This is a genomic window from Actinomadura terrae (assembly GCF_022751215.1).
In the GTDB taxonomy this organism is placed as follows: domain Bacteria; phylum Actinomycetota; class Actinomycetes; order Streptosporangiales; family Streptosporangiaceae; genus Spirillospora; species Spirillospora terrae.
This window is the reverse complement of sequence record NZ_JAICDG010000008.1, coordinates 198802-215473: the sequence shown is the minus strand read 5'-3', so window position 1 is coordinate 215473 and position 16672 is coordinate 198802. Positions and strand designations below refer to the sequence as shown.

The 16672-nt window shown below is 69.1% G+C and carries 10 protein-coding genes; 6 read left to right on the top strand and 4 right to left on the bottom strand.

Annotation, left to right across the window (positions count from 1 at the left end):
- Nucleotides 1–65: 65 nt before the first annotated feature.
- The 4 genes from cas7i to K2F47_RS37180 all read right to left on the bottom strand — a co-directional run bounded on the left by cas7i (nucleotide 66) and on the right by K2F47_RS37180 (nucleotide 4720).
- Entirely contained in the window at nucleotides 66–1109 is a 1044-nt protein-coding gene (cas7i, locus tag K2F47_RS37195; RefSeq protein WP_242910940.1) for a type I-B CRISPR-associated protein Cas7/Cst2/DevR, read from the bottom strand.
- Nucleotides 1106–2452, bottom strand: coding sequence for a DEAD/DEAH box helicase (locus K2F47_RS37190; RefSeq protein WP_242910939.1), 1347 nt, complete (start codon nucleotides 2450–2452; stop codon nucleotides 1106–1108). Before K2F47_RS37190 ends, cas7i begins: the two co-directional genes overlap by 4 nt.
- An 88-nt stretch (nucleotides 2453–2540) precedes the next feature.
- Nucleotides 2541–3278, bottom strand: coding sequence for a CRISPR-associated endoribonuclease Cas6 (locus K2F47_RS37185; RefSeq protein ID WP_242910937.1), 738 nt, complete (start codon nucleotides 3276–3278; stop codon nucleotides 2541–2543).
- A gap of 371 nt (nucleotides 3279–3649) precedes the next feature.
- Nucleotides 3650–4720 (bottom strand): SAVED domain-containing protein, encoded by a 1071-nt coding sequence (locus K2F47_RS37180; protein ID WP_242910935.1) that lies wholly within the window; start codon nucleotides 4718–4720, stop codon nucleotides 3650–3652.
- Between the two features lie 553 nt (nucleotides 4721–5273).
- Between K2F47_RS37180 and K2F47_RS37175 the strand changes: the two genes are divergently transcribed.
- The 6 genes from K2F47_RS37175 (at nucleotide 5274) to K2F47_RS37150 (ending at nucleotide 16540) form a co-directional block, all read left to right on the top strand.
- Complete coding sequence (locus K2F47_RS37175) at nucleotides 5274–7505, top strand: Cas10/Cmr2 second palm domain-containing protein (protein ID WP_242910933.1); 2232 nt, start codon at nucleotides 5274–5276, stop codon at nucleotides 7503–7505.
- Nucleotides 7502–10003, top strand: coding sequence for an RAMP superfamily CRISPR-associated protein (locus K2F47_RS37170; protein WP_242910931.1), 2502 nt, complete (start codon nucleotides 7502–7504; stop codon nucleotides 10001–10003). Before K2F47_RS37175 ends, K2F47_RS37170 begins: the two co-directional genes overlap by 4 nt.
- A complete protein-coding gene (locus K2F47_RS37165) occupies nucleotides 10000–11586 on the top strand; it encodes an RAMP superfamily CRISPR-associated protein (RefSeq protein ID WP_242910929.1) in 1587 nt (528 codons plus the stop codon). Before K2F47_RS37170 ends, K2F47_RS37165 begins: the two co-directional genes overlap by 4 nt.
- On the top strand, nucleotides 11583–12143 hold the full coding sequence (gene csx19 / locus K2F47_RS37160) for a type III-D CRISPR-associated protein Csx19 (protein WP_242910928.1): 561 nt from the start codon (nucleotides 11583–11585) through the stop codon (nucleotides 12141–12143). The genes K2F47_RS37165 and csx19 overlap by 4 nt, the downstream gene beginning before the upstream one ends.
- Before the next feature lie 331 nt (nucleotides 12144–12474).
- On the top strand, nucleotides 12475–14262 hold the full coding sequence (locus K2F47_RS37155; RefSeq protein ID WP_242911085.1) for a TIGR03986 family type III CRISPR-associated RAMP protein: 1788 nt from the start codon (nucleotides 12475–12477) through the stop codon (nucleotides 14260–14262).
- Nucleotides 14234–16540 (top strand): hypothetical protein, encoded by a 2307-nt coding sequence (locus tag K2F47_RS37150; protein ID WP_242910927.1) that lies wholly within the window; start codon nucleotides 14234–14236, stop codon nucleotides 16538–16540. Before K2F47_RS37155 ends, K2F47_RS37150 begins: the two co-directional genes overlap by 29 nt.
- The last annotated feature ends 132 nt before the right edge of the window (nucleotides 16541–16672 follow it).

Here is a 16672-nt window from a genome sequence, read left to right as displayed (position 1 = left end):
GGCGTACTCCTTGCGGACGACGCGGACGACGCGGGCGGGCGGGTGGCTCGTACGGTGCGGGCGTGCTATCGCGCGTCGTCGAACCAGTGGTCGTGGTCGCCGCGTTCGATCTCGTCGGCCAGGGTGTTCAGGACGGTCCGGGGGTGGCCGAGGACGAGCCGCTCCTCCTTGATCAGGTCGGCGAGGTCGCTACCGGCCCGGTCGCGCTGGCCGCCGAGGAACCCGGGCGCCCAGCCGATGCGGACCGGGCCGTCCAGTTCGTCGGCCCACGCCTCGATCTCCTCGCGCAGGACGTCGGCGTCGAAGTGGGTCGCCTTGTCGCGCTCCCGTACGACCCTGGTGAACGGGTTGGTCCCGCCCTTGATCGGCGCGAGGATCAGCAGGCCGGGCGTCCGGTCGCCGTAGTGGGCCGACTGCTTGGCGCCGCCCTTGACCACCGCCATCGTCCGCAGCAGCACCGCGACCCGGCGGCGCCGCTCGTCGATCGGCAACCGCACGCACCGCACGTCGCGCAGGACGACCTCACTGCCGCCCCGCTCGACCACCTCGTCGGCCAGGCCGCCGGGCAGCGCGGCCTTGGTCGTCCTGCCACCGGTCTCGAACGTCCCGGCGCGCGGCAGGTCGAGGAGCAGGTCACCGGCCAGGTCGGCGGTGTACATCTCGTGCTCGTGGATGACGGGGTTCGTCCCGGGCTCGAAGTCGCGGCTCATCGTGCCGAAGTCCATGATCGGCCTGTTGGGCACGACCGAGACCAGGGTGCCGGTCGCCAGCACCGTGTCGCGCATGAACGTCTGCGACTTGCCCGCTTCGTCCGCCTTGACCGCGATCATGTAGCCGAACAGGTCGTCGTCCAGGTAGAGGTCGGGACGGCCGCGCGTGTAGGCCTGCTGCTTCTTGCCCTCCCCGCTGCGGATCACCGGCGAGGTCGGCTCACCGGTCGGCAGGCTGTCGCGCAGCCACCGGCGACCTGCCTGCGCGGACACATACGGATACTTGTCCCCTCTGCCGACCATGAACTGCTTGACCATTCCCCGGTTGTCCTCGCCCCGCCCGTTGTTCGGCGCACCGGCCTTGATCTGGAGAATCTGCTGTCCCACCAGGAACGTCACAGCCGTGCCCCTTCCTCCTGGTCGCCGCCGACGGCGACGGCCAGTTCCTTGATCTCCTGAAGTTCCTCCTGTGAGCCCTTCGGCTCCCATCCCGCCTCGGCCAGCGCCTCCAGCACGGCGAAGACCAGCAGCCGCCGCCAGGACCAGGACCGCTCGTCCTCGAAGAGCAGCCGGTAGTCCTGCACCGGCAGCAGGACGGGCGAGGTGTCCTTGGGCCGCGCGAAAAGGAGCCAGTCCACGCCCTTGGAGCGGAACCAGCCGTGCAGGTTTCCGCCTTTGCTGTTGGCCTGGATGAATTCGCGGAACGGGCCCCGGCGGCTGTCCTGCCCCAGCAGTGCGGCCAGCCGTCGCGCCAGTTCCTTAATGCGTTCGACGTCCTTGTCGTCCATGGTCAGTACCTCACGGCAGTAGTCGTAAAGGAGTGGGCCTAACACGATCGTTTCGGCGGGGATGAGGGCGGCCGCCGAGATCTTGTTCAGTACGTGGCCGATCGCGAAATCCAAGACCTGTGCCGGACGGGTGAACGCGCGCTTGGCCAGGAACGCATCTCCCGGAACCTGCTTCGTTCCCTGCGTCGCGACCAGCACCGGGTATGCGGCCCTGAGCTCGGTCTTCTTGTTGGTGGATCGGAGCCATTCCGCGACCGGCTGGGTCAGCTCCTGCGTGGCGAGCAGCTGCTCCTTGTTGGAGTTGGACAACACGATCAGCTCCACACCGGAGGTGATCCGCTGGCTGTAGGCGCGCACCGCTTGCAGCACCCACAATTCGCGCGCGTACGGGCTGGGCTTCTGCTTCTTGGACGGCCCGGCGGAAGCCCGACGCAAGGTCTGATCAACCGTGGTCGCGGTCATCCTCGTCAGGAATTCGTCGTCCCAGGAATGCATCAGGGCGGCCCGGCCGCCCGACAATGACGCGCCATACGGGAAGGCCCACAGGCTCGCGACGCACGGGTAACACAGCGGTGTGCCCTCGTGACCTGGTGCGGTGGTGTTGCGGTGCGCGACGCTCGCGCCCAGGGGGATGTCGACCTTGCCGTACCAGTCGCAGGCCGGGCGTGCGCAGTATGCGCACGGCGCCTCCGGCCAATCAGCCGGATCCGGACACGCCCGCCACTCCTCGATCAGCCGCTTCCGCTCCGGGGGTGTTTGTCGTCCGCGCGCGGTCGGATTCAGCTTCGAATTCGGCCACAGCAGGTAACTGGCCCCGAGCCAGAACCCGCCGTCATCGGTGGCCTTCGCCGCCTTGACCGTCTCCAGGAGGTGGCTCGTCATCCGCTCGACGGTCGCGTGGAGGAGGCCGCCTGATACGTCGCGGGGGTGGTCCACCTTGGCGAGCGCCGCCAAGGCGAAAGCCCCTACGCGCTGCAAAGGACTCGCGGTCAATTCCAAGGACGGGGCCGCAGTCAATTCCAAGGACGTGGCCGATGCGGTCTCAGGCACCGATCCAGCCCATTCCGGTGCTGTTGGCCTGACCGAGCCCCCAGGAGTGCAGAGCCGAAAGCGTCTCCGGCGCCCCGGACACCATTACCTCAACCCTGGCCCCCGGCTTCTTCCCGCCCCCGCCGCTGCCGACCGCGAACGAGCGCTTCGGCCCGATCCAGCCGACGTTTTCGAGGGTCACCTCCGGATCCAGGCGCAGGGCCGCCGCCTTGCGCCGGAGATTGCTCTGCACGTAGACGTCCCATTCGGGCTCGCCCGGAAGGCACCACGCCTGCCGGTGCGCGCGGGCACCGGAGTCGTCCCGTCCCGAGCACTTCATCACCACCGGCGTCTCGGTGCGGAAGACGGCCTTTCCCGACTCGAACTTCGGTGCCTCCACCGGCTCGACCGTGTCGACGATGAACGCGGTCGCTCCCCACGCCAGCACGGGAATCGCCGCCAGCGCGGCCGCCCAGCCCTCGACCACCGCGATCAGCGGACTGCCGAACTCCACGACACCGGGGCCTTCGGCGGCATAGACCCCGCGCCGCCGCCGCGCCGCGGGGAACACCGGCGCGCCGTACCCGAAGGGGGCGAGTCCGTGGGATCCCAGCCCGTTCCGGTGGAGGGCCTTCCCCAGCTCGGGCGCCCCCCGCTCCAGCAGCGCGTACGACAGCGCCCGGCCAGGCGCCAGCACCTCCTCCCATGGAAGCTCCTGGGCCCCCGTATGGAAGCTCACTCGCAAACGCATCAAATCGGTCCTTTCTCGGCAATTGGTAACGGGCAGGAGGTGTGAACTTTCAGCCAGGACTGATGGACGGCCGGTTTTGTCAGACCCGTCTGCGAGCGTGAACTCCACCGGCTCCTCGCCCACGACGGGGGACGTTACGCCACCCTCATGGTGGAAGATGAGCTGACAACAAACTTAATCACGACATCGCCTGTCCGGATGTGGTCTCGAACGCAGGAGTGGATATGCTGGCTTGGAATATCGCCCCGCTCGATCAGCATTTGCCGGGGTCACAACTGATCGAGTTTTTTGTCGGTTTTGTCCGCAGGCTCGCGCTCATCGCCCCTAGGAGGGGTCACCACAATTCCCCATTTTCATCCGAATCCAGACCTTTAGCCGCTATCGGACGGGAAGGGGGTATAGGTGCTGGAGACGTCGTCGAAGTTGAAGGCCGTCCAGCGGTGGGGCTGGATGTGAGCCAGCCGGGCGCCGAGGGCGATGGAGATGGCGACCGGTCCGGTGAGAAAGACGGAGTGCCGTCCGGTACGGGCGTCCGCCGGCAGGGGAGCGTCACGCCAGGCGCGGCAGACCTGCTCCACGATCGCCGTGTAGGTCTCCTCGGTCTCCTCCAGCCTGCCCGTGCTCCGCCGGCGCAAGAGCAGGAGGTTGCCGATCCCGTGCCCGCGGCAGGCGGCGCGCACCGGCTGGACGAAGTCGTCCCCAAGGTTCTGTAGGTCGATGGCGAGCGCCGTGCACGTCCGGTCCCCGTCCTCGATGACCTCCAGCGGCTCCATGGTGAGGAGTTCGGCCGTGAGCGGTCCTTCCCGGAGGCTGATCGCCGGGAAGTAGGACGGGTCGCCGTCGCGCTGCCGCACCGCGTGGACGACGATCTCGCGCGGGTGGGTATGGCCGATCCTGGCGCCGAACCGGAACCCGGCCGGCAGCGGCATCGTCGGGATCACGTTGATGCGGGTGGCGCCGCTGACGAGCCGTTCCGCGATTCCCGCCGCCGCGATCATCTCGTCGGCGAGAGCGTCGATGCCCTCCTTGGGCCACGGGTGGGACTCGGGGAGCGCGAGCCGGGTCCGCACGGTGACCGCGCAGGCCCGCTGGCTGTACTCGATGGCCTTGCCCTCCAGCAAAGCCGCACGCGCGGCGCCGCGTCCGGGGTCGGCCGCGGTGACGACGAGCCCGATCTGGGTCTTGGCGGACGCGCGGACGCGCAGCCAGCCACCGAACCCAATACAAGCGAGCCCGGCGAGACAGCCGAGGACGAACCACCAGCGACCGGCCGGAGTATGCGTCATGACCGACTTGGCGGCCTCGATGCCGAACCCGCCCGCGAGGGCACCACCGATGCCGCTCCAGGTGGCGCCGTCGGTGATCACGCGGTGGGTCCGCGACGGGGTCGTGGACGGGCCCCCGACGACCGTCATCGTCGGTGCGTTCGTGGTCTCGGTCATCGCCGCCTCGCTCCCTCGCCGTGGACGACACGTACTGATGGACGAAGCCGCTCCCGGCACCCCCGCAGCACCAAAACCCCTGCACAGGCTCACGCGACCACGTCCTGACGCTGGAGAACCTGTAGCGATGGACGAAAGCCGCACCCGGCGCGTCCTCGGCGCCATACCCCTGCACAGGCTGGGACGGCCTCGCCCTGACGCTAGGAACCTGTGGGGACGGACGAGGGCCGCTCCCGGCGCCCCGCCACGCCAGCACCCCTGCGCAACCTCAGGCGACCACCTCCTGAGGCTGAAGAACCTGCCGGAAGGGACAAAAGCCGCACCCGCCCCCGGGCGGCGCCAAAACCCTGCGCGGGCTCGGACGGCCTCGTCCTGAGGCTAAGGAAACCGCCGGGAGGGACGGTGCCTACTGAGAGGCCGGAGTCGGTCACCGTCAGTGTTCGCGTTCGCCGGAAGGCGGCCGATCGGCCCACCTAGCATGCCGCTCTGACGACCGTCGGGGTCCGTCCATCAGTCCCTACCGATGGTGCTGTGGACGAGAAGGGGGCGCAGGGTGCAGGTGCACGCGGTCGTGTTGAGCACGGCGGGCAACCAGAACTACATCTTCGGATCGAACAAGCGCCGGGAGAATGTCGGCGCATCGCATCTGATCACCTGTGTCGAGGGCGAGTGGCTCGACAGGGCGTTGGCCGAGGCCTGGGCGGACGCCGGAGCCGAAGCGGAAGTCGGGGTGGGCGCGGAGGCGCCGGGCGTGGACGGCCGCGCGTGGCGCGTCGAGGAACACGGCATCGAAGTGGTGACCGCGAATGCGGGCGGTGTGACGATGCTGGTCAGGGACGAGGAAGTCGGCAAGAAGGTCGTCGGGATCATCACCGAAGCGGCCTTGCGCGAGGCACCGGGCCTGGACGTGTGCGGCGCGGTCGGCCAACCCTTCACATGGGGGGACCCCAACGAGATCGCCCGGGGCATCGCCGAGGCCCGGGAGCTCCTCGTGGTCGCGCGGACGCGGCGGCGCGGGCCGAGGCTGCGGTTTCCGGGGGTGCCGATCGCGGCGCGGTGCGGATCCAGTGGGCTTCCGGCTCGCGGGGTCGTCGAGTTCCCGGAAGGACGATCGCCTTCGGATAGACGGCATCCCCCGGAAGGACGGCCACCTTCCGCAGTACGGCCACCTGCGGCAGCACAGCCGTCTGTGGAAGCGCAATCGCCTACGGAAGGGCGACCGCTGATGGAAGCACGGCCGCCGGTAGAAGTGCGACCGCCTGCCGGGGCACGGCTTCCTGTGGAAGCACGGCCGTCCGTGGAAGGACGACCGCCCGCAGAAGCGAGGCCACCTGCGATAGGGCAGGCGCCAGCGGAAGCGCAGCCGCCGGTAGAGGCACGGCCGCCCGCGGAAGCGAGGCCACCTGCGGAGGGGCAGCCATCGGCGGGAGCACGACCGCTTGCCGAAACTCGGCTGCCTGCGGAAGCACGGCTCCCTGCCGAAGCACGGCCGCCCGTGGAAGGGCGACCACCTGCGGAGGGGCAGGCGCCGGTGGAAGGGCAGGCGCCGGTGGAAGGGCAACTGCCTGTCGAAGGGCAACTGCCTGTCGAAGGGCGACTGGCTGCCGAAGCTCAGTTGCCCACCGAAGGACGGACGCCAGCCGAAAGGCCCCTGGAGGGAGCGCGGGCGCGTGCGGAAGGGCGGCTGCCTGAGGCTCGTTCGGCGCCGAGTCTGGCGAAGTTGCACGCCTTCGATCGGGCGTTGCTGCGGCTGGCAATCAAGATGGGGCTCTGTGTCGAAGGCGACGAGGAGGCGGTGGCTCGCCGCAAGCTTTCCTCGATCATCGACCATCTGAACTTCAGGGCGGAGTGGGTCGCGGTCGTCCATGCCGACGGCAATGGCATGGGGAAGGTATTCCAGCGCTTCCCGTCCCTCATGGAGGAGCAGGAGGTCAAGACTGCGGCGGATTATGTAAGCAAGTACCGCGATCTGTCGGAAGGCGTCGACGAGTGCGCCCGGGACGCGTTCCGGTCGGCGTTGAAGAAATTGCGTGGCAACGGCTGGTCGGCGGGCACGGACGAACCGCCGGTCCTTCCGCTCGTTCTCGGCGGCGACGACCTCACCGTGGTCTGTGACGGGGAGCTGGCCCTCCCGTTCGCACGCGATTACCTGGAGGAGTTCACTCGGCTGGCCAACGAGCACGACGCGGTCGGTGGGGTACTCAAACACGTGGAGGATTTGCGCGGGTTGGGCGCTTGCGCCGGTGTCGCCATCGTGAAGCGTGCCTATCCGTTCCACCGCGCCGTCCACCTGGCCGAGGAGTTGACCGACGAGGCGAAGGTGGTGAAGCAGGAACTGGGGCAGGACAGGAGCGCCCTGTCATTCCATGTTCTCTACGAGAGCGCGTACGCCGATCTGGAACGCCTGCGCGAGCAGCAGACGCTCGATGACGGGGATACGTGCCTGTCGGGGCAGCCCTATGTCGTCGGGGACGTGGGCGATGCCGAGTGGGCGCGCCACCGGCATTGGGACGACCTGGAAAGACGAGTCGCCGCGCTGACCGCCAGGGAGGACGGTGCCCTCGTCATCTCGGCGTCCCAGGCGCACGAACTGCGGTCCGCCCTGTTCCGTGGACGCCAGGCCGCGCAATCGCGATTCAAGATGGTATCGACGTGGCTCGGAGAGGAAGCGGTGCACGGGCTCGCCGACGACGGTTCGCTCTTCTGGGAGGACGGAACGAACCGCACGGGGCTCCTGGACGCGCTGAACGCCGCTCCCTTCCTCCGCTCGAAGGACGTGTCATGAGCCATTCCATTTCGCTGACCCTGCGCATGCTGAGTGATTGGCACATCGGCGCCGGTACCGGACAGTACGGTCGGCTGAGCAGGCAGGTGCTGAAGGACGAGAAGCACGGGTTGCCTTTCGTCCCGGCGAAGTCCCTCAACGGCGTCTGGCGGGACGGCTGCGAGATCGCCGCACGCGCCCTCGACACCAACACCGGCACCAACAGCGAGAGCAGGACGGGCAGGGGCACGGGCAGGGACGGGGGCAGCGGCAACAGCGGCAACGGCAGCGGGAGTGACAGCGGCAGCGGGAGCGGGAGTGGCAGCGGCGGGGGCGGCGGGGCGAGTGCCAGTAGCGGCGGCGACAGCAGTGGCGGCGGCGGGGCGAGGGGTGGGGATGGTATTTGGCGGTCCTGGGTGGATTATCTGTTCGGTTATCAGCCGACCTTTCTGAGTGCCGAGGCGGGTGACGCGCCGGCGGTCGCGGCGCGGCATCCGCGGCCGGCCGCGTTGCGTTATCTCGGCCCGCTCCGCCTTTCCGGTGAGCTCGGGCAGGCCATCGCGGGGAATCGGCGCCTGCTCGATGCGGTGACGTTCGTGAAGCCCGGCGTCGCGCACGACCCGGTGACCGGGGCGGCCAGGGAGGACATGCTGCGTTTCGACGAGATGGCGCGCGGCGGGGTGACGTTGGAAGGCACGGCGGAGCTGCCGGAAGGGTTGACGGAGGAGCAACTCGGCTGTGCGCGCGCCCTGCTGTGGGCGGGGGCGAGGCTGGTGGAGGGGATCGGCGCGAAGCGGCGCAGGGGGTCCGGGCGGTGCCGTCTCGATCTCGGGGGCACGGGACTGCCTCCGAGTGGCGACGACCTGGCGCGCTGGACGGCGAACCCGGTGCCACCGCCGCAACCCGAAGGCCCACCGCAACCCGACTCCGCTGGTAAGAGGGCGGCGGGCGAAGGCTGGGAGCACGTCGTCCTGCGCATGACGCTCGAAACGCCGCTGCTCGCGCACCACCGCACGGTCGGGAACCTCGTCGAGAGCCGTGACCATGTGCCCGGTTGGATTCTGCTGGGGCCGGTGCTGAAGCGGCTCAACTCGTCCGCGGCGGCCGCGGCGGCGCGCTGCGGGGACCTCGTGGTGACGCCCGCGACCCCTCAGGTGGACGGGGCGCGAGGCCGTCCTGTCCCCCGTGTCTTCGAGCGCGACAAGGAAGACCGGAGCATCCATAACCGCGCGGCCGAGGCGTCCCCGCAGGACAGGGCTTTCAAGCGGGTGCGAAAGGGCTATGTCTCCGTCGCACCGAACGTGGCGGTCGAAACGCCCGAGTTCGTCCTGAGAATGCACAACACGATCGAGGACGAGTCGCAGCGTCCCGCCCAGGCCCTCGGCGGCGTCTACGTGTACCAGGCGATCAAGCCCGGGACCGTGCTGGTGGCGGAGGTCAGGGTCCGGCGGGGAATCCTCGACGCCGGATGGTGGACGAACCTGAGCGGCCAGTGGCGGCTGGGCCGGTCCCGCAAGGACGACTACGGCCTGGTTTCGGTCACCACCGAACTCGTCGACCCGACATCCGAAGCGACTCCGATCAGGGCTGGTGACCGGCTGTGCGTGTGGCTGCTGTCGGACGTCCTCGTCCGCGACAGCAGGCTCGCGCCGAGCGACGACCCCCATGATTTCGCCGAACTCCTACAGAAAACGTTCGCCGAAGCCGGAGCGGACGGAGTGAAACTCGAACCGGTCCTGCAAGAACGCGGCCGGATTCCCACCAGTTATGAGATCGCCCGAACCGACTCCTGGCACCGCGGGTGGCGGCTGCCGAGGCCGGTCCTGCTCGGGTTCGCGGCGGGCGGCTGCCTGACCTTCGCGGTGAAGGCGGGCCATATCGGCGCGGACGTCCTGGCGGAGGTCGAGCGGTCGGGCATCGGCGAGCGGCGCGGCGAGGGATTCGGTCAGGTCCGTATCAACGATCCCCTTCTCGTGAACAAGGTGCCCACCGGCGGCGGCAGGCAGCCGGTCGAGCAGGCGAGGGCGGCGGCGCGAAGGCTGGCCACGAACGACCCCGGTCACGCCGGCGCGCGGTTGATCGAAACGGCGGCGTGGCGCGCGGAGATCTGGCGGCTCGCCGAGGAGCGGGCCGCCTCCCCGAACGAGGTGCTCGGCTCGATCGTCGGCCTCTCGGCGACGCGGCTGAACGCGCTCCGCCGCCTGTTCGACCACCTCGGCGAGGAGCCGGAGGTGCTTGAGGCACGCATCGTCCGGCTCACGAAACGGTGGGACGCGCCGCGCATCACGGCGGCGATCCGAACCCTGCTGGCCAGGCAGGACGTATGGGAAACGCTCCAGTTCGAGGATCAGTACCGGCTGTGCCTGACCGTCGACGGCCCGGACGTCCTCCCCCGCGAACTGCGGCCGGAAGCGCTGCGTTCGCTGCTCACGGCATGCCTGGCCGCCCACACCCGACAAAAGGCCCACACCCAGCAAGAAGCGCACACCCGACAGGAAGCCCAGGAGGAGCGCACATGACCGGGCGTCCGATGGACCGGCGGCTCCGCGTGCGCGGCTGGCTGCGCACCCAGACGCCGCTGCATGTGGGCGGTGTCGCGCTCGATCCGGCCGAGGCACTGCCCGTCGCCGTGGACGGGCAGGACCGCGTCTACGTCCCCGGCACGAGCCTCGCCGGGGTGCTACGTGCCTGGATGCGCGGCGCCGATCCCCTAACCGCCCCACTGAACGACATGTGGGGTTTCATCCCGGACAAGGACCCGGACTCCGGGCAGGCGAGCCGGGTCGTCGTCCGCGACGCCGTGATCACCACCACGACCGGTACCGACGGGGACGGAATCCCGAACGAACCCCTCAGATCGCGAGCATTGCCGGTCGTCCACGGTGTCGGCATCGACCGCGTCACCGGCGCCGCCGCCTCGGCGTTCCTGTACGCGCGCACGATCGTCCCGCCCGGCCACTACCTGTCGTTCGACCTCGACGTCGAGACGACCCGGAAGACCCTCGACCGTGACCGCGCCCGCCTGCACGCGTTGCTGACCGCGTTGAAGGCCGAGGAGATCGGCGTTGGCGCCGCCAACGGCAAGGGCTTCGGTGTCGTGTCGCTGATGGCGTCGCCGCTCGACGTCCACGAACACGACTTCACCAGCCGGGACGGCCTCCTCGCCTTCCTCGGCGGCGAGCCCGAGGTGTTCGACGAGTCGCGGGTGGACGCGGGCGCCGCCGACCTGCCCGCCCGCCGCGAAAAGCTGACCGTCCAGCTCCGGTGGAGGCCGGACGCGCCCGTCATGGTCCGGGCCGCCGGCGAAGGCGCGATGATCAAGACGCTGCCGCTGACCACCCAGCTCGGGCCGGACATGCTGAAGCTCACGCTGAGCGGGAAATCCATCAAGGGCGCCCTCCGCGGCCACGCCGAACTCATCGAACGCACCGCCCGCGGCATCGACGCACCGCCGCCCCCGATCCAGGACGCGGAGGACGACGCCGACGCGCCCGCGCGCCGGCATGCCGAGGCCTTCCTGAAGCAGCTCGACGGGCTGGACGCCGTCTGCGTCCTGTTCGGCACTGCGCGGCGCGAACCGTCCACCCATCCGTGGGGCGCGGGGGCGCTGACCGTCCACGAGTGCGTGAGCGAGACGGTCGTCCCCTCCGACGTATGGGACATCGTGGTCAACGGCGCACCGGACCCCGACGACGCGAAGGCCCTCCCGCCCTCGGTGCGCGACGCGCTCGCCGCCCGCGGCCTCGACCAGGCCGACCACGTCGCGATCGACCGCTGGACGGGAGGCGCCGCCGACCACCTGCTGTTCAGCGTCCTCGAACCGCACGGCGTCGACTGGGAGCCGATCCGGCTGACCGTCGACCTCACCCGTCTCGGCGGCCACCGAAATGTGGCTCTCGCGCTACTCCTGCTCGTGCTGCGGGACCTGGAGCAACGCCGCGTCCCGCTCGGCGGCATGGTGAACCGGGGCTTCGGCGACGTCACGATCGAGACCATCGAATTCTCGGGCAACGGCTGGACGTCGCGGACCACTCTCAAGGACGCCCTCCGGCACGGGGAAATCGCGACCGCATGGCGCGAATACGCAGGGGGAACGCGATGACCGGCACGACCTTGCACGTCGCCACCTGCGACGGCCTCTCCTTCGCCGAAGCGATGAAATGCGCACCGGACGGGTTCGCGCTGCTTACCACACCATGGCGCTACGAGGTCGTCACCGTCGCCGAAGCACGCGGCTCCTCTTTTGAAGGTGTCTTCGAGGCTCGCGCTTTCGACGAGCACACCGAACTGCGCTGGATTCAGGATTCCGGGCGCGCCGTCCTGCTCACCGAGGACCCGACGATCCTGCCTTCGTCTTTCATCGCGCGCCCCTCGGTGGATGCCATCAGCACAACAGATGGCGGCTACCTCCTGTGGGGAAAGGCCGTCAGCACATCGGACGGCTGGACGACGCTCACCACGGAGCGCATCGGCAGCCTGCGCGTCCCAGGTGAGTTCGGTCGCGGCGACCGCGTGGAGGTGGCGACCCGCGAGTACATCGCACGCGACTCCGAGCACGGCAACGCCTACATCGCGGAAGAACGTCTGCTGTCCTTCAAAGTCTCAGACCCGATGCGCAGGGAGAAGCATGACCGGGAACAAGCCGCCCAAGCCCAGTGACATCCTCTTCCGTAACAAGTTCGCTACCGAGAAAGCAGCGCGGACGCCGAAGCCGAAATCCGCTCCGTCCCGCAAACCCCCGCCGCGTGGCTCAGGGAACGGCCGTCAAGAGGCGTTCCTCAACCCGTACACCTTCGTTCCCGCCTTCTCGCGCGAGGGTATGACGGGTGCCTTCGCCGACACCGTTCCGCACGGCGCCGACCGGCTGCACGAGGAGAACTGGACGGGGACGATCGGCGTCCGACTCATCGTCCGGACGCCGCTGCTGCTGCTCGACACCGCCCGCGCCTACAACGCGCCGGGCGACGAAGAGGGACACCTCACCTACCCGGTGCTGCTGCGCGACGGCCGCCCTCACCTCCCGGCGACCGCGCTCAAGGGAATGCTGCGCGCCGCCTACGAGGCGATCACCAACAGCCGGTTCGGCGTGTTCAACGGCCACGACGACCCGCTCGGCTGGCGGCGCGTCGCCGACGACGCGCGCCACATGTATCCCGTCCGCGTCAGCGCGGACGGGAAATCACTCGAGTTCTGGGAGGCCGTCAAATTTCCTTCCTACCCCAAGGCGGCCACGATTCCGCCTCCGGAACACGGTGAACGCGTGTGGGTGAAGACGACCAAGGAAGGCACCGAGTTCAGGTTGGACTCCGAGATCAGGACCGGCAAGGGATGGGAGGAGGGATTCGCCTTCATCACCGGTCAGAACGCGGAGAAGAAGCACGATGAGCGGGTCTTTGTCAGGGGAAGGTCCAAGCCCGCCCCGCTGACCGACGAACTCCGCGAGCGCTGGGAAGCTCTCATGGACCATTATCGCCGACACGAGCAGGACATCGAATCCGGTGGCGAACTCGAAATCAGCCCTCACCGGAAGAGCGAGGAGCGGCGCAAGCTCACACCGGAGACCTTTTGCTGGGCGTACAAGAAGAACGGACGCATCGAGGCGCTGTATCCGGTCATGATCCCGCGTGATCTCGCCATCGCGAGCCCGGCCGAACTGGTTCCGCCGAAGGTGGAGCCCGCCGCCTCCTACCGCGATCTGTCCCCGGCCGACCGCGTGTTCGGCTGGGTCGCGCAGGAGGGTTCCGGTACCCGCCCGGCCGCGTACCGGGGCCGGGTGCGCGTCAACAACATCACCTGCGTCACCGCCGCTGAAAAGGCCGTCGAACGGTTCTCCGGAAAAGGGCTGCCGCTGGCGATTCTCGCCCAGCCCAAACCCACACAGAGTCGCTTCTACCTTTCCGAGAGCGCCGCCGAACCGAACCGTCCGATCAAGGACGGCATACCCAAGAACGACGTGCACCGCGACCCCGACCGCGCCCTCCGGGGACGCAAGATCTATTGGCATCACCGGCGTGCGGCGGCGAGCGCCTCCTACTGGACCCAGCCGTCCGCATCGAAAGGCGACCCCACCCAGCAGCCGGTCGACAACGACCTGTACCGGGAGTACCGGCGGCCGAACGCGGTCGCCGACGAGCGCCTCACCGATGACAGGACGGCATTCCAGACGACCGGCGAGCCGCAGCGCGACAAGCAGAACCGCTCCGTGCGCGGCTGGATCGCCAGAGACACCGAGTTCACCTTCAGCATCGGCGTCCGCGACATTCCCGAAGTCGAACTCGGGGCGCTGCTGTGGCTGCTGACGCTCGGCGACGACCATCACCACCGGCTCGGCCTCGGCAAGCCGCTCGGCTTCGGCAGCGTCCACCTCTCCCTGGATCTGAAGGAAACGGAACTCCACACCGGCGCGCAATGGTCGGAGTACTATCGCGACCTCATGGGGGAGCTTCCCGGCTCCTCCGCGGAAGCCACGGTGACCACCTGCATCCAGGCGTTCGTTCAGGAAGCAAGCAACCAGCCGGGATTCGCCGCGATCGAAAGCGCCTTCCGCGCCGCAGCGCGGGGCAAACACGACCTCCCCGTCCACTATCCCCGCGCCCGCCCCAAGGGCATGCGGGCGCGGCGTACGCCCCCGAACCCAGCCGGGGAGTCGTACGCCTGGTTCACCGCCAACGAGAAACTCCAGGGCAGAGACGTCGCACCGGGCCGAGGCCGTTCCCTCCCGTCCGCCGACGCCTCCCGAGGAAGCGAACTTGTCGTCTACGACGAAGAGCAGCCCTGACCCGGACGCGGCGCCGCTGCTGATCCACCCGATCGGCGGCGGCGACCTCGGCCAGCGCCCGCTCGCGACGTCCCCGGGCCCGATCGACTTCCACGGAAGTCCGGGCGATCGACGGCCCCTGCACAAGGTCTTCGACGGCCTCACCGAGACCGGCACCGACATCGGCGGGCTGCTCATCATCGCGACGACGAACACCAACAATTTCTCGCGGCGCCCTTTCGCGGAGCACGCGCAGCACATGAAGGAACTGCTGTGCTCCCCGAACGGGCTCTGCGGCCGCACATTCGCACGCGACAAGCTCCACATCGTCCAGGTCGCCGAGCCCACCGTCCGACACGGCGTCGATTCCCTGAAACCCGTGCTCACGGCGCTCGCCCCCCGCGAATGCCTGCTGACATCCGGGGCCGGCTCCTATGCCCTCGGCGCCGGTGTCCTGCTCGCCGGCATCGAGACCGGCGTGCAGATGACCCTGCTGCCGGTCGACGAGCCGTCCGCCGCCTATCGCCTTCGCGACCTGATCGACCCGCATGACACCCTGAGGAACTGGCTGCTCCGGCATCGCTTCTGGGACGAACTCGCCACCGTCGACCCACCGAACGCGGACCTCTGGCAACTGCTCGCCGCCCGCCAGCGTGCCGACATCAGCCTCGCCGAGGCCGCCACCCCCAACCCCGCCCTCACCCAGGGAACACTCGACAAATTTCGCGAACTCTGGCCGACCGTCCAGGCCGCCTTCTACGAACGACTCGCGCGGGGCGAGGCCATCGACCACGCCCTGCTCCGCACCTGGTTCACCCAGCGGATCAGCAAACCGTCCCGCAAAGAGGACGCCGCGGTCCCCGTATCGGCGCGACGGCTGCTGGCAGATCTCGCGAAGAAACTGAGCGACCCGGAATTCCGCGGCGGCGCCGGCCTCATCAAGGAAGCTCGTTACCGGCTCTCACCCATCCCCCGGGCACACCACGCGGCGCTGGTGGGCGACGACCAATTCATCGGCCTCTTCGAGGAGAGCGCCAACCACAAAGCACACCTCGCCCCACCCGGAGCCCGCCGCCTGCCCGGCTCACTGCTCGCGAACGCCGACCAGTGGGAGAAGGGCGACCCAGTTCCTGGCCTGGTGAAACAGCGCGACATGGCGGTATGGCCCGTCCTCGGAACCGGCGATGTCCTCGTCCTGATGTGCGTCGGAATGACCCCCGAGAATGACCCGGCCGACAAGGGTGGACACGCGGCCGTCCACAGGGTCATGAACTGGGCGTCCGAGCGCTGCGGCACCCTCGCCCGCCCCGGCCGGGTCAGGCTGCGCCTGCTGGCCAGCGAGGAGACGATGGAGCGTGCCCGCTCCTGGGTGACGCTCGCCCGCGCCACCGCCCCCGCCGGCAGCCTCGACGCCGCCGTCCTCGGTCCCTTCTCCACCGACCCGGGCGATGCCGCCGCGATAAACGCCGCGCTCCTCACCGCACTGGGTGAGGCCGAGCCGACCGGCCGGTACGGCTCGACCAGCCTCCGGGACGTGGACGAGGTTTTACTCGTCATCAATTCTGGAAAACCGGTCACGGTCAATGGAATGGTCGCCGCAGGCGTCCAATGGTCCCTGAAAGCCGCATGCCCGCTGCGCGTCGCCGAACTCGGCCGCGACCGGGCACTGCGCACCGTCCTCAACGAGGCCGGCCTCGCCCTGTGCCGCCTCGGAATGGACGCCCGCCTCGCCCGGCTCGCCTCATCGGCCGTCCGCCGACTCGACACCCGCACCGCCTGGCAACTGCTCGACACCGGCTCACCGGCCCTCTCCAGCGCCCGCGACACCGCCGCCCGGCTCCATCGCAACCTGTACGGCCACGCGGAGCCGACGACAAGCGTGGACACCCGCCGCGAAATGGCCTGCCGACGCCTCGAACTGATCGCCCACGTCCTGGCGGACGAGCCGTGGCGGGCTTGCTACACAGCCGTGGAAGTGCTCCGTCCGGGTCTCTTCGACTGGGACGCATGGAAATCCATGAGGCGGCAATTCGCACCGCTCGCAAGGCTGAACGCCTACCGAAACGAGACTCCCTATGCCCACCTGCTCGACAGGCTCCGCGAAGAGCAGCTCGGCCACGGCGTGCGGAAACCGTCGAGGAGACCACCCGATCCGGGGGCGGTCCTCAAAGAGCTGCGCGGAGCCATCGACGCCCTCAGCCGGCCGCGTAGTCACCAGGACTACCCGAGCCTGCCGCTCGTCCCCCACTACACACGCCTCCTTCCCCAGCTCGAACACCTGGGGAAGGAGGCCCGGTGACCACGGACGGCACCGGTTCTCGCAAGCCGCTTGACGTGAGCGGAGGGTCACTCCGATACTGGTGACCGTTCGACGGCTGCGGCCGAAGAGCGTTTTCGAGGCCCCTGCGCCTCCTGAGGAAGACCGGACCGA